At 48.0% G+C, this 14,871-nt stretch carries 11 protein-coding genes; 1 reads left to right on the plus strand and 10 read right to left on the minus strand.

Going from position 1 to position 14,871, the window contains the following annotated elements:
* Positions 1–21: 21 nt before the first annotated feature.
* From truA to fabB, 5 genes are all read right to left on the minus strand, one after another.
* The gene (gene truA / locus H9J30_RS00665) at positions 22–807 is read right to left on the minus strand and encodes a tRNA pseudouridine(38-40) synthase TruA (protein ID WP_240129256.1); all 786 of its coding nucleotides are present in this window, start codon (positions 805–807) and stop codon (positions 22–24) included.
* A 102-nt stretch (positions 808–909) separates the two neighbouring features.
* Positions 910–4,191 carry a FimV/HubP family polar landmark protein gene (locus H9J30_RS00670; protein ID WP_240129257.1) on the minus strand — a complete coding sequence of 1,094 codons (3,282 nt, stop codon included), beginning with the start codon at positions 4,189–4,191 and terminating at the stop codon, positions 910–912.
* Between the two features lie 179 nt (positions 4,192–4,370).
* Positions 4,371–5,387, minus strand: coding sequence for an aspartate-semialdehyde dehydrogenase (locus H9J30_RS00675; RefSeq protein ID WP_240129258.1), 1,017 nt, complete (start codon positions 5,385–5,387; stop codon positions 4,371–4,373).
* A gap of 2 nt (positions 5,388–5,389) precedes the next feature.
* On the minus strand, positions 5,390–6,520 hold the full coding sequence (locus H9J30_RS00680) for a 4-phosphoerythronate dehydrogenase (RefSeq protein WP_240129259.1): 1,131 nt from the start codon (positions 6,518–6,520) through the stop codon (positions 5,390–5,392).
* A gap of 146 nt (positions 6,521–6,666) precedes the next feature.
* Positions 6,667–7,878 carry a beta-ketoacyl-ACP synthase I gene (fabB, locus tag H9J30_RS00685; protein ID WP_208662232.1) on the minus strand — a complete coding sequence of 404 codons (1,212 nt, stop codon included), beginning with the start codon at positions 7,876–7,878 and terminating at the stop codon, positions 6,667–6,669.
* Between the two features lie 138 nt (positions 7,879–8,016).
* On the opposite strand from fabB, the gene mnmC1 reads away from it, so the two are divergent.
* Complete coding sequence (gene mnmC1, locus H9J30_RS00690) at positions 8,017–10,134, plus strand: FAD-dependent 5-carboxymethylaminomethyl-2-thiouridine(34) oxidoreductase MnmC1 (RefSeq protein WP_240129260.1); 2,118 nt, start codon at positions 8,017–8,019, stop codon at positions 10,132–10,134.
* Between the two features lie 197 nt (positions 10,135–10,331).
* On the opposite strand, the gene H9J30_RS00695 is transcribed toward mnmC1, so the two are convergent.
* From H9J30_RS00695 to aroC, 5 genes are all read right to left on the minus strand, one after another.
* The gene (locus H9J30_RS00695) at positions 10,332–10,940 is read right to left on the minus strand and encodes an RNA methyltransferase (RefSeq protein WP_240129261.1); all 609 of its coding nucleotides are present in this window, start codon (positions 10,938–10,940) and stop codon (positions 10,332–10,334) included.
* 3 nt (positions 10,941–10,943) lie between these two features.
* On the minus strand, positions 10,944–11,225 hold the full coding sequence (locus H9J30_RS00700) for a YfcL family protein (RefSeq protein WP_023267701.1): 282 nt from the start codon (positions 11,223–11,225) through the stop codon (positions 10,944–10,946).
* 30 nt (positions 11,226–11,255) lie between these two features.
* On the minus strand, positions 11,256–12,440 hold the full coding sequence (locus H9J30_RS00705) for an ATP-NAD kinase family protein (protein ID WP_240129262.1): 1,185 nt from the start codon (positions 12,438–12,440) through the stop codon (positions 11,256–11,258).
* 63 nt (positions 12,441–12,503) lie between these two features.
* Positions 12,504–13,673: an MFS transporter gene (locus H9J30_RS00710; protein WP_240129263.1), complete on the minus strand. Its 1,170-nt coding sequence runs from the start codon at positions 13,671–13,673 to the stop codon at positions 12,504–12,506.
* Positions 13,674–13,750: 77 nt separating this feature from the next.
* A complete protein-coding gene (gene aroC / locus H9J30_RS00715) occupies positions 13,751–14,845 on the minus strand; it encodes a chorismate synthase (protein ID WP_240129264.1) in 1,095 nt (364 codons plus the stop codon).
* Positions 14,846–14,871 lie beyond the last annotated feature (26 nt).

Genomic DNA, 14,871 nt, shown 5'->3' on the forward strand with positions numbered 1-14,871 from the left:
ACCTCACACGGCTTAGCACGATTAATCCAGCATAAATAGTGGTCCTAACGCCAACTTGGGCAATTGATATGGCTCAGGATAGGTCACATCCACAAGATAGAGTCCGTTCGGTTTAGCCGTTGCCGCGGCTTGGTTTCTATCCTTTAATGCTAATAGCTCTGCCATCCAAGTGAGTGGCTGGTTGCCAAGCCCAATCTCCAGCAGTGAGCCGACAATATTACGCACCATATGATGTAGGAAAGCATTGGCCGAAATATCGACAATGACATACATCCCTTGGCGAGTCACTTTAACGCTGTGCACATTGCGAAAAGGCGTTTTAGACTGGCATTGAATGGCGCGAAAACTGGTAAAGTCCTGCTCACCGAGCAGTGCCTGTGCCGCGATATGCATTTTATCGGCATCGATATCGCCATGATAATGGCTGACACCTTGACGCAGGATCCCTGGGCGAAGATTGTGATTGTAAATCACATAACGGTAACGTCTGGCCGTGGCCGAAAAGCGCGCATGAAAGCTCTCATCCACTTCTTTTACCCAGCGCACTGCAATATTATCGGGCAAATTGGCATTCACGCCTAAAGTCCAAGCACCTTCGTTACGCACCGCGTTGGTATCGAAATGCACCACCTGCCCAGTCGCATGGACGCCAGCATCGGTTCTTCCGGCACAGAACAAACTGATGGGTTCGTTCGCCACCTTAGATAAGGCTTGTTCTAATTGCCCCTGTACTGAATCGACTTCGGCCTGCCGCTGCCAACCGAAATAACCACTCCCGTCATATTCAATACCTAATGCAACCCGCATCCACACATCCTCACAATTAATTTAGCGGCGCATTTTATCACAGCAGCCCATAAAAAAAACGGCGCTCTGCGCGCCGTTTGTCTTAAATCTATCCCCTAAAAACTAACTCATTTCTTTGAGTAAGCGGGCAGCTTCTTCTTGCTGACGATCGTTACCGTCGATTTGAACTTCCCGTAACAACGCTTTAGCACTGTCACTGTCATCAATTTCGATATAGGCGCGGGCTAAATCAAGCTTGGCATTGACGGAGTTTTCTTCATCGTCCACATCGATCATCGCGGCATCACCAATCAGCGCCCCCACATCACTCATCTCAACCTCCATTTCAGGATAGAGATCTGTCTCTGTGTTGTCCTGCTCAGCATCGTTAAGCAGTTTTTCGATATCGATATATCCATGCTCGTTTTGGAAGTTGGTTAAATCATGCTCAGGAACAAACTTCTTCGACTTACGAGATTCTTGTGCATCCAGTGCCGCTAATGCTTCATCAACGGTAAGTGTATGCTCTTCATCAAGGGCAAAGCTGTCCTCAGGCGTTAATACCTCCTCATCCTCAATATCAACATTGGCACTGAAAGCGGCAAGTACACTATCATCAGTTAAATCAATATCATCAGTATCTAGACCAGCTTTTAAATCAAACTCATGGCCTAAATCCACATCAACAATGTCATCATTTTTATCAGTGTTAACCGTGAATGTAGGTTCTACCTTCTTAATAGGCTCGTCTAATACAAACTCCAAAGGTTGACGTGCAGAAACCGCTTGCGGAACGACGGGCGCCGGCTCCACGGGTGCCACAGGTTCAGACTTAGGGAACTCGTTTTTTGCACTAGACGTCGGTGCAAAGTTAAGTTCAGTATCCCAATCGAGTACATGGGGATCCTTGCTCTTGTTCGCCTTTAAATCGTTAAAGAATGAAGCCTCTTTTTCTTTGACTTTAGCCGCAGCTGCGGCAGCAGTCGCAGCCGTTAAGGTTGCAGTCGCGAGCTCAACGTTATTCGTTTCATTATCAGCAAACCCCGTAAAGGTTGGCTCATCTGCCGCTTCGTTAGCATCATCGCGACGATCAGCAATCGTGTCGCTTAGCTCAAAGGTATCATCCGTACCATCAATTGCATGGGCTGCACCAATGCCTTTGAGTAAGTCTTCTTCCTCAGCCTTATCCTCTGTATCTAGGTGTGTGGTTTCAAGGTCGAAATTAAACTCATCAGCGTCGGCTTCAGCCTGCTCTGGCACATCAAACTCGGCGAGCAGGGAGTCAAGATCATCATCTGCAGCAGTCAACTCTTCGGGTAATGTCGCTTCTAGCTCAGCGGCAATCTCATCGCTATGGCCGTTGTTTATATCACCTGATGTTTGAACTTCAGCAGTATCTTGGGCATTAAAACCCGCCAACAACTGGTCAAGGTCATCATCACTAACGGGCAGCTCGGTATTTAATTCTTCTTCCAATTCGGCGGCAATGGCAGCAGCAACCACAGGATCATGCTGTATTGGAGCATCCAAACTTGCGAGCAGCGAATCAATATCATCGGATTCACTAACACCAATGTCAGTTAAATCGACATCTAGCTCTGCGGCAATTTCATCGCTCAGATCCGGTTCAGGCGCCGCTGGCTTATCAAAGTCCGCCAACAAGGCATCGATATCATCGGTTTGCTCAACCCCTAATGCAGCTAAGTCATCATCCAATTCTGCGGCAATTTCATCGCTAAGCTCAGGCGTCGCTTCAGCAGGCGTCTTGTCAAAATCCGCTAATAAAGCATCGAGGTCGTCTGCCTCAGAATCTGTTGCTGAGTCAGTCACTTCTGAGGTGTTAAAGCCTGCAAGCAAAGCATCAATATCATCGTCAGCCGTTTCAGCTGACGGTTTATTTTCAAGTTCACTCTCTAATTCTGCGGCAATCGCTGCTGCCAGTTCGGCATCGGATTCGTCAAAGTTATCAGTGTCAGAAGCGGCATTCGTTGATGGCTCATTGCTAACATCTGAGCCAAGTCCTGCCAATAAAGCATCAAGATCCTCTTCTTCAAGAATGTTTCCTGATTTAAGTTTTTCTTCAGCAAAGGTTTCCTCTTGATCGCCCATGGCCTCAGCCCAAAGATCATCCAAGGATTGGCCTTCGTCCTCTTCAAATTGCGGCGCAGCCTCGGTACTAGCACCAGAGTCGATAAACATTTCAGAGGCAATATCCATCTGCTCATGCCCATCAGTCATTTCCTGCTCGGGTTGCAGACTCACGCTACCGACATCTAATAGGCTATCGATGGAATCGGCATGGTCGCCATCTAAATGCACAGCCATGTCGTTAATGTCATCGTCATCCATTGCCAGCACAGATGCGCCCGTTGCCATGCCTGCAGCGCCTGCGGTCATAGCAATCTGCTGCGCTTCGAGCTCACGGCGCTCTTTATTACGCTTACGACGAAGCATCCAGAACACAAGCAGCAATAGCAATAATGCTGGGATCACAGCCGCAGCAACAAGAAGCAGCGGATTATTCATCAAGTTACGCCACACATCTTCAGGCTCAGAAGGTATTTGTGGTTGCGCATCGGTTTCTGATGGGACTTGAGCGGCTTCTACTTCGGCCTTCAGTGCTAGATTTTGCTTTTTACTCGCCTGTAAAGTTTCTTCTAACACTGCAATTTGTTGATTTAAATCCTCAATTTTGGCTTTAAGGGCTTCATTATCGGCATTTCTCACGGCGAGCTGATCTTGTGCCCTGGCTAACTCATCAGTTAAAGATAAATTTTTGCTCTCCGCGGCCTCAAGGCGAGCATTCACATCGGAACTCGCCATCTTCGGCGCGACGGGAGTGGCGGGTGGCGTTGCCACGACCTCCGTTTTAGCGACTTCGGTCTTAGTCGCTTCAGGTTTAACTTCAACCTTAGGTTTATTTTCGACCACTGGAGTAACAACGACGGGCTTCGTTATCGGCTTAGTTACCGGCTTAGTCGCTACTTTAGCGGTATTACGGACTTGCTTATCACTGCGTTCAGCACGGGCAATGGCCACGCTATTAGGAATGGATAGCATCACTTCTTTCGAAGGGATCAGCAAAATCATCCCACGTTCTAGGCTGTTATAACTATCGGAGTTAAAGGCATGGGGGTTAGCATCAAATACTGCAGCCATCACTTGATAAACACTGACGCTGGCATCAGGGCGCACTTTTTGCGCAATACTCCAAAACGTGTCTTTTGAAGTCGTAGGGCCATATTGGTGATTCACTTGACGAATTTGTCCGTCTGGCCCCATGATTTTTAAAGGTTTTATTTTGGGAGTATCGGCAGCAATCGCAGGATCAATAAAAGAGGTCGTGGAAGAAACAGCCAAAACGGTGGCCATTAGGCCAAGAAGATACGAAGTGCGAAATTTCATCAATCCTTCCCTTTGAAGCGCTATGTAAGTTATCTCGCTGATAACAGGCTTTAGGCAATTGTATTTATTGAGATTACTATAAACTAGAAATCCCAGCCCTGCTACTGTTCACAATTGTAAAACAAAAAAAGCCTGCTGGCAGCAGGCTTTTTCATTGGGCATTAATTGACACTTGGTGCCTAGTAATAATCTCTCACTAGGATCTCGGCAATTTGCACACTGTTTAAGGCTGCGCCTTTACGAATATTGTCCGACACCACCCACAGGTTAATACCATGGGCATGGGAAATATCCTTACGAACACGACCAACATACACAGGATCGGTCCCCGCTGCATGGGTTACCGCGGTTGGGTATTCGTCATCGGACTCGAATAATACCACTCCTTCGGCATCGCGCAGTAAAGCTTTAATATCTTCTGCATCGGCGACTTGGCGAGTTTCGATGTGGACCGCTTCAGAATGGCCATAGAATACTGGAACACGTACAGCGGTCGCGTTTACTAGAATGTCATCGTCACCGAAAATCTTCTGGGTTTCCCAGACCATTTTCATTTCTTCTTTGGTATAGCCATTATCCATAAACTTATCGATTTGCGGCAATACGTTAAAGGCAATTTGCTTAGGATACACTTCAGCCTCTGCAGGTAAACCTTGCAGTAACTTAGTGCATTGTCTTGCCAGTTCTTCAATCGCTTTTTTACCCGTGCCAGAAACAGATTGATAGGTCGCCACATTAATACGACTAATACCATAAGTATCGTAAATCGGTTTTAAGGCCACCAGCATTTGGATGGTTGAGCAATTTGGGTTGGCAATAATATTACGGTTGCGAAAATCAGCAATCGCATGCGGATTAACCTCTGGCACAACCAATGGAATATCAATGTCATAACGGAAGTGAGAGGTATTGTCGATGACAACACAACCGGCTTCTGCGGCAATCGGTGCCCACTTGGCAGAGACATCACCACCGGCTGAGAAGAAACCTAATTGCGCTTGACTCCAATCGAAGGTTTCTACGTCCAAAATGGTAATTTGTTTGCCATGGAAGCTGACCGTTTCACCGGCGCTACGGCTACTGGCTAAAGGGTATAAGTTCGCAACCGGGAAATTACGCTCTTCGAGGATCTCAATCATAGTTTGACCCACTGCGCCCGATGCACCTAAAACGACAACATTAAATTCCTGCGACATAATTACCGACCGACTCCTGAAAAACCTAAATTGGACAACCAATCTACCTCAGATTGACCGCGATAAGCCAGCGCCAATGCACTAAATTCACGTCGATGTTTATGATTTTTTCTCATAATGTCGAAGCCATTTTCATTTGCAAAGCAATTTCGGAAAACAGCATCGTCATCTCGTAGGTCGTAGACGAATCTTGCGAGCTGTAATAAGGCTTTTTCATCGGGAAGCTGTTCAAGTTCAACAGCTTTGATATTGAAACGGGGCAATAAGTCAGATAAGCCTTTAGTGGCGGGAATAGCTAACAATTCACATAACTTTTGGTACAGCATAAAAGTGCCACGGGCCTTACCTTCTAAGCTGTAACCGGCGATATGCGGGGTCGCAAACTCAGCAAAAGGCACTAACTCCGGCATGGGATGCGGCTCCCCTTCCCATACATCGAGGACTAATTTAAGGTCATCCCTTTGCTGCTTAACTTTGATTAATGCTTGATTATCAATGACGTCGCCACGACAACAATTAATTAGCCAGATATTCGCTTTGAGGCTCATTAAGCGCGCCTCATCAAATAAATGCAGCGTTTTATGCTCGCCAGTGCGGGTGATTGGCACATGTAAGCTGATGATATCTGCCTCTTGTAATAGGGTTTCAAGGCTCACAAAATCGCGCGGATCGCCCTCGGCCTCTTTGATGGGATCATGGAGCAAGACTTTAATACCGAAGACTTCAAGGCATTTGGCCGTCGCACTGCCAGTATTGCCCGCACCAACAATCCCCACGACCTTGCCCTTGAGCGGTGAATTAAACCGCGCCGCCAGTTCTAGCATGGCAATAAAGGCAAATTCACCCACCGCTGTTGCGTTACAACCTGGCGCATTTGAAAACACAATGCCTCGAGTGGCAAGGTAAGCTAAATCCACATGATCTGTGCCAATGGTCGCGCTACCCACAAATTTAAGTTTTGGATTGGCATCTAACAGTGCAGCATTGACTCGGGTAACGGAACGAACCAGCAGCACATCGGCATCTTGCACCTGCTCAGGCGTTAATGTGCGGCCATTGACTGGAATTATCTCGCCGAGATCCCCGAATAAGGGTTCGACATAGGGCATATTTTCATCGACAACAATCTTCATGGAGACCTTTCTGATAAACAGCAATATCAAGATATTCAGGATTCTAACAAGACTCTAGAGATAAATCCCAACCCTTAAGTCGCATTACTGAATTTCAGCCAATAAAAAAGGAAGCCGAAGCTTCCTTTTTTAACGAAAATAATGGCTTACTTATATTTTCGCATGACGAGTGTTGCGTTAGTGCCACCAAAACCAAAACTGTTACTCATCACAGTGTTCAGCTCTGCATCGCGGTATTCACGCACTATAGGCATGTCTTTTGCGGCTTCATCTAAGTTATCGATGTTGATGCTTGGAGCGATAAAGCTGTTTTCCATCATAATTAAGCTATAAATGGCTTCATGTACGCCAGCAGCGCCCAAGGCATGACCTGTCATCGATTTGGTCGATGCTACTGGTGGGCATTTGTCTTTAAAGACTTCACGCAGCGCTTCTAACTCACGCACGTCACCGACTGGTGTCGAAGTACCGTGGGTGTTGATGTAATCAATTGGCGTGTCCACATCGGCTAGAGCCATTTGCATACAACGCACAGCACCTTCGCCAGACGGAGCAACCATGTCATAACCATCTGACGATGCGCCATAACCAATCACTTCGGCGTAAATCTTCGCGCCACGAGCCAGCGCATGCTCTAACTCTTCAACGATTAAGATACCGCCACCACCAGAGATCACGAAACCGTCACGGTCCGCATCATAGGTACGAGAGGCTTTTTCTGGAGTGTCGTTGTATTTAGTCGACAATGCACCCATCGCATCGAAGCCCATGGTCAGGGTCCAATCGAGCTCTTCTGCCCCACCCGCAAAGACCATATCTTGCTTACCCATTTGAATAAGTTCTACAGCATGGCCAATACAGTGAGCACTGGTCGCACAGGCTGAACTGATTGAGTAGTTCATACCTTTAATTTTGAATGGCGTGGCTAAACAGGCGCTTGCGGTACTCGCCATAATACGAGGCACAATATAAGGACCAACACGTTTTACGCCCTTTTCGCGCAAAATATCCGCCGCTTGTACTTGGTTAGAAGATGAAGCGCCGCCTGTGCCAACAATCAAGCCAACACGAGGATCTGAATACTGCTCTTCAGTTAACTGAGCATCCTTAATGGCTTCTTGCATTGCAATGTAAGCATATGCCGCAGCATCGCCCATAAAACGCAGCGCTTTGCGGTCAATCAGCTCAGAAGGATCTAATTTGATATTGCCCCATACATGACTACGTAGTTGCATTTCTTCAAACTGAGCGGAATGTGTAATACCACTACGGCCCGCTTTAAGTGACTCAGTCACTTCTTGCTTGTTATTACCGATACTTGAAACAACACCCATTCCGGTGATCACGACTCTTTTCATTTTATTGCTATCCATTGTGTACATGTCAGTACCTACTTTTTGCTGAGCCAATAGTATCTGTTTTGCTTCAATTAAGTGGTCAGCTTTCCATAAAGGCGAGTAAAATAATGCCTATTATGAGACCGAGAGTATATTTCTTTGACTGCAAAGCCCCACATATCTTGCCAATTTAAGCGTGATTACCCGCAATTGATCAACCTTTATCCCTCATGCGCGCAGGCAACTACACACTCTCTCAACAATTTAAACCGCCTTAGACATCAGTGCTTAACGGCGCTATTGACGCAACCATCCCCCCACTTATGTGTGATGGGGCAATGGGGATTAGGCGACGGAATCGAACTGCTCTCTTTTATTCATTACTGGCAAACACTGGCTAAAACCCAAAATCTACCGCGCTTACTGCTGAAGGTGTTTGAACCAAATCCGATTAACTATTACGAACTTAAATTACTTTGGGATCAATCGCAAAGCTTAATTTTTCATCCGCATTTACAGCCCATTGCCAACGCCATCATTGAAGCAAAGCCAGCGCGCATTATAGGGTGTCAGAGATTAATTTTTGATGACGGTCGCATCAGCCTCGATTTAGATTTTGGCGATCAGCAAACCATGCTGGTCAATCAGCCGCACTGCGACACTCATCCGATTCAGCAATGGCTGGTTTTGCCGCATTTGGCACCGCAGCTGAGTCGTAAAATGCTCTGGCAAATGGCGCGCTTAAGTGCCGATGATGCCCATTTTATCGGTGTTGAGCTTGCAGAAACTGCACAGGATCTCGCCAGAGCCTGTGGCTTTAGCCCTCTTGCCATCACTGCCGATATGCTCAGTGGCGAACAGATTGACTCACTTGCAAGCCATGACTCAATTACAAGCCAGATTATTACAGACGATATTCTGCTGCATGAGCGCAAGCTCCTGCGCCAGCAAGCTGATGACCATCAAGCGTTTACACCAAAACCATCCCAAATAGCCTCAACCAAGCAGCCAATTGCCATTATAGGTGGCGGACTCGCGTCAGCGCATCTGATGTTGTCCTTAGCAGAACGAGGCCAAAGTAGCATATTGTTTTGTAAGGATAATGACTTAGGGCAAGGCGCGTCTGGTAATCGCCAAGGGGCGATTTATCCTCTACTCACGCCAGAAAATGATGAGCTTAGTCGTTTTTTCCAACAGGCGTTTTTATTCAGTCGCCGCCGAATCGCCGCGCTGAGTCTTGCATCAAGGATGGGGACGGACGCTACATCTAGCGTGACGCCAATTTCCCATGATTTTTGTGGTGTGCTGCAAACGGGCCATGATGAACGCAGCCAACAACGACTCGATAAAATCATCCAAAGCCAAGACTGGCCGGCGGAAATAGCCTATGCCGTTGATGCGAGCGAAGCCAACAAGATTGCTAAAATAGGTATTGATAAGGCTGGATTTTATTACCCCCTCGGCGGCTGGGTGTGCCCTTTTGAATACGCCAAAGCAGCGGCGGATAAAGCCTCGCAGCTTGCCAATGTGCAGTGCCATTTCAATACCGAAATCACTGAAATTGAACGCGATGCCAAGGGCTGGTATCTTCTCAGCCAAGACCAGCGTTTTGGACCTTTCCGTCAACTCGTGCTCGCCAATGGCGCGCAGCTGACACAGTTCTCTGCCAGTGAACGTTTGCAGATAAGTCCGTTTCGCGGTCAAGTAAGTCATGTTCCGGCACAATTTAAGCTAAGCCAATTGGCCACAGTGTTATGTGCAAACGGTTACCTCACGCCAAGCCATCAAGGGCTGCATTGCCTCGGCGCCAGCTATGTAAAAACGGCTGAGCACCTCGATTTTTGCCCGCTGGAGCAGTTGGAAAATCTTGGTAAAATGCAACAAAGCTATCCTAATCAAGCTTGGGTCGAAGATATTGATATTAGCGGCAATAGCGCCCGAGTTGGTGTGCGTATGGTAACGCGCGATCATTTCCCGATGATGGGCTGTGCTCCCGATGTTAATGAGATTTTGGCTAGACATGAGCAGCACCAAATTAATCAGCAGCAAGCCGAACAAATCCGCCATTATTGGCAAACCACGCCAGCCCCTATCCACGATGGCCTTTATATCCTTGGTGGCTTAGGTTCGCGGGGGTTAAGTTCGGGGCCATTGGCGGCAGAATGCCTAGCCGCTCAATTAACCAGTGAGCCGCTGCCACTCGATTGGCCTACACTCCATAAACTCAGCCCGAATCGAATGTGGTTACGCAAACTGCTCAAAGGCAAAGCACTTTAATGGAAGTGAGCGTCGTGATTTTAGTGGTTCTTATTGGTGACCGGATTAATGAGCTTAGTTGCAGCAGCAATTAAACTTTATCGCTCAGAGAAAACTAAGCACGCCAATACGGGGATTTTCTCAAGATAAAAGTACAAAAACAAAAAAGGATTAAGCCATTACTTAATCCTTTTTGGATAAGACGCTGCTCCTTAAGACTACTTCGAAGACTCACGCTTAGTGGTTTTAACGCGGGTACGATTATTGTTGTCACGACTTTTGCGGATCAAGGCATCGCCATCAAACTCAGCTGCATTGGTCGCCTGTTTGCGATAGGCTTTCGCTAATCTATCGTACAGCAGTACATTGACCGACGCCGCCAGATTCATGCAGCCCACCGTAGGCACATACACTACGGCATCGGCCCTATCGATAATCTCTTGGCCTATGGTGCCATCCTCTGGCCCAAACACATAAAAGGCTTTTTCGGGATGGACAAACTCCGGCAAAGGCGTCGCCCCCAAGACTAAATCCACGCAAACCAGTTGAGTACCTGCAGGAATCGCATCAAGTAACGAGGTGACTCCAGTTAACGGAATGCGCTCAGCGGCGCTCTGCGTATCGGCATTATATTGCTGCGGCCCACGGGCGGCGTATTCATAGCGCTTTCCGGTGTAAAACACCGCATCGACACCATAACAGCCCGAGGCGCGCATAATGCCGCCCACATTGGTGGGCGTTTTGGGATTCACTAAACCGATATAAACCGCTTGCTGAGCTTGTGGTGATGCCACTTCGTCAACCAAAGTCGTCGTAGATGAACTCATCAATTATGCCGCTAAATGACTAACAATTTTGCCATGCAATTCTGCCCACGCCGCTTCTACCAGCGCGTAATCGGCATCATTTAATTCTTGGCGAGCAAGGGCTAAACATTCAGTCATTTTTTCAAGTAAGGCTTCTAGCGTGCTCTCGCCTTGGTCTTCAAGTTGCGATAACACCACCGCCACATGGCCTTGCAGATAACCGCAGGCAAATAAGGCATCGTCATCACCATGGCTCACAACGGACTCAATCCATTGCGATAATGCATCTTCATACTGCTCTAACATCGGGTAAAACTCTCCAATAATGTATTTCGCCTAAATGGCAGCAGGCCCCTCGGTGCTTGCAATCTCCGAGGAGAATAAATCTGAATAGTCGGGGTTGGCCACCTGATACATCACATAATCATGGTAACCCGTTGTCACTTTGTAATAGCCACAAAGCTCACGATCTAATTGAGGGTCGCCACTATCCACAATTAAGGGGCGTCCTTCAAGTGCTTTTAGCTTAGTTTTTGTGGCGAGGATAATAATATTGTCCTTACCGAGGCGGCGAATAAGCTCTGGCGACAACTGCTGGTTGCCACGACCAAGAATGTGGCCCTGGCCGCCAATCAAGGTAATCATCAGTTTTGTCGGCTTATCTTGGGTAAGTTTGAGTAACTGCTTGGCGGTTAAATCACTCGCCACCAAGGCTTTATCTTGGATAAGGTCAACCCCCAGCAGAGTATTATCAAGGCCAAGTTCCTCCATCACAAAGGCGACCGTACTACCTGATCCCATAATGTACAGCTCATCTTCCATCTGCTGGATAACATCGGCAGCAATATCGGCGAGCACTAACTCGTCAACCTCTTTGCCGCCCATCTTTACCGCTTGTACATAACGCGGCTCAGCAGGCACTAACAACTCACCAAAGCGTTTGGCACGCACCGTACCTTGGCGAAACGCGACTTCATCAATATCCATCACATCGGCGCTCATTAGGCTAACCAACTCGCCATCGAGCAGCATTTTCACCACCATACCCGCAGCATGGGGCGTGATACCGTAAACACCGGAATGGATTTTCACCCCAGCCGGCACACCAAGTACCGGTAATTTATCGTCGATAACCGCTTGTTCAAACACGCTATACACATCGCGAGCCGTGCCATCGCCACCCGCAAACAGTAATAAATCGAGGGGTTCATTTAACAAGGTACGCACCACGGCTTGCGTATCGATGGCTTGGGTTTTATCCGGGGTTTGATACACAACACGGGTGTTAAAACCTAAGGCTTTAGCGGCATCTTCCCCCATCACGCCTGAGGCGGTGATGATTTCGATATCATTGGCATAGGGTGCAATGACTTCTAAGGCTTGCATCATACGCTTTATCGCCTTGGGCTCGGCGCCTAAGGCAAGGGCTTCTTCTGCCACCCCATCGCTGCCCTTAAGACCCACACTTCCACCTAAACCCGCCAGTGGATTGATGACTAAGCCTAAACGAAACCGGATCACCTTAACCTCTCTTGTTGATTATTCTTTTTTTACAATGAGTTATTTTTCACAATCAATGTCAGCTTATGGCGCAACGACTTGCGTCCTATCCTTTGGGATAAAAAACACTGCTAACATAGCCGTAAAGGCACATGCTGCTGCAAATACCCAAGACCACACCGCCCCGCTGCCATCGCCCCAGATATAGCCACAAATCCACGTTCCGAGTGCACCACCAACGCCAAAGCTTAAGCTGGCATACAAGGCTTGCCCTTGGCTGCGATGACTGGCATCAAAATTTCGATGCACAAATTGAATCGAGGCCGCATGGGTTAAGCCAAAGGTGAACGCATGTAGCACTTGGCTTAAGCCCAGTAATAACATGCTCTCTACGCCAAACGCGACCAATAACCAACGCACGGCGGTCATCGCAATACTGACGACAAGCAAGGTATTCACGCCATAACGCCCAAGTAAGCGAGGCGCAAACATAAACATCACGATTTCGGCCATTGCCCCTAAGGCAACAAAGATCCCAGCGGCTGCTTCGGTGTAACCCGCCTGCTTGAGATAGAGCACAAAGAAACCGTAAAAAGGCCCAGCACTCATCTGTAATAACATTGCCGAGATCATGAACCAGATAATAGGTTTGGTCCATTTAAGTGGCTGGCGCTCCTGCCCTTGTGGGCGCACAGCTCGATTGGCTGGCAATGGCAAGGCACACACCAGCATCCCCGTAAACAAAACTAAACCAATATAGGGCAGCACCTCGGTGCCCCATTGGCCAATGGCAAAACCCGCGCCGACGACTAAGCAGATATAGCCGATGCTACCAAAGCTGCGAATTTGCCCATAACGACTGGCATTTTCACCTAAGGTTTCGAGGGTGATCACCTCAAGCTGCGCCAAAATCGCGTTCCAAAAAAAGGTATACAACGCAAGACTCAGCGCCATATACACAAAACCACCGTGGTAGAAAAAGCTTAAATACGCCAGCATCGCGGCGCCCGCGCCCATCTTCACCAATTCGGCGCGCATGCCCGTGCGATCGGCCACCTTAGCCCACACATTGGGGGCCACGATACGCGTCGCCATTAAAATCGCGAGTAAAAAACCGATTTCTTGAGGATTAAATCCACGGTTTTCGAAGAACACCCCAAGGTAGGGGATCATAGTACCGAGAATTGAAAAGAAGAAAAAATAACAAGCACATAGCCAGCGTAATTGCTGGCTTGTGCTAGAGATTGTAAGCATTAACGCATTCCATTTATTGCACAGTTATCACAACCGCTATGCATTACTGTTGTCTTATGCTGGCTGTTTCTTACTGCCTATCTCATACCAAGAATCGGTGTATGGCTACGGACATCTTGATTTTGCGCTCTATGCCGTAAAAGATGATCCATCAACACAATCGCCAGCATAGCTTCGGCGATCGGTACCGCACGGATCCCAACACAGGGATCGTGACGACCTTTAGTCACCACTTCCACCATTTCTCCTTGGGCCGTCATGCTTTGGCCCGGCACACTGATACTCGAAGTCGGTTTTAATGCGATATGCGCAATAATCGGTTGACCCGATGAGATGCCGCCGAGGATGCCACCCGCATGATTTGATTCAAAACCCAGCGGCGACATTAAATCACGCCCTTCAGAACCCTTTTGCGTCACCACACCAAAACCATCACCTATTTCGACGCCCTTTACTGCGTTAATGCCCATTAAGGCATGGGCAATATCGGCATCGAGCCTATCAAACACGGGCTCACCCAGTCCAACAGGCACATTCGTCGCCACCACCGATATTTTGGCGCCAATCGAGTCACCGGATTTTTTCAGCTCGCGCAAATACTCATCTAGCGCCTCGAGCTTAGTCGCATCGGGGAAGAAAAAGGCATTTTGCTCGATTTGACTAAAATCGAGGGTTTCGGCGCAAATCGGCCCAAGTTGAGACATATAGCCTTGAATGGTAATACCATGCACTTGTTTTAAATACTTTTTCGCCACAGCGCCTGCAGCAACCCGCATAGCGGTTTCGCGGGCCGATGAACGGCCGCCGCCACGGTAATCACGCAGGCCGTACTTTTGCTGATAAGTGTAATCGGCATGTCCTGGACGGAATAAATCTTTGATATTGGAGTAATCTTGGCTGCGCTGATCAGTGTTTTCGATCAGAAGCCCAATAGAGGTGCCCGTGGTTTTGCCTTCAAATACACCGGATAAGATCCGTACTTCATCAGGCTCGCGGCGGGCGGTAGTGTAACGTGATGTACCAGGACGACGGCGGTCTAAATCATGTTGCATATCAGCTTCGGTAAGTTCGAGCCCTGGTGGGCAACCATCAATAATACAACCGAGCGCCACACCGTGACTTTCACCAAAGGTAGTCACCACAAAATTTTGACCAATACTGTTTCCAGACATCCGCTTTTTACACCTTAAATGATTTG

Origin of the sequence: Shewanella cutis (genome assembly GCF_022410515.1) — a bacterium.
Lineage (GTDB): Bacteria > Pseudomonadota > Gammaproteobacteria > Enterobacterales > Shewanellaceae > Shewanella > Shewanella cutis.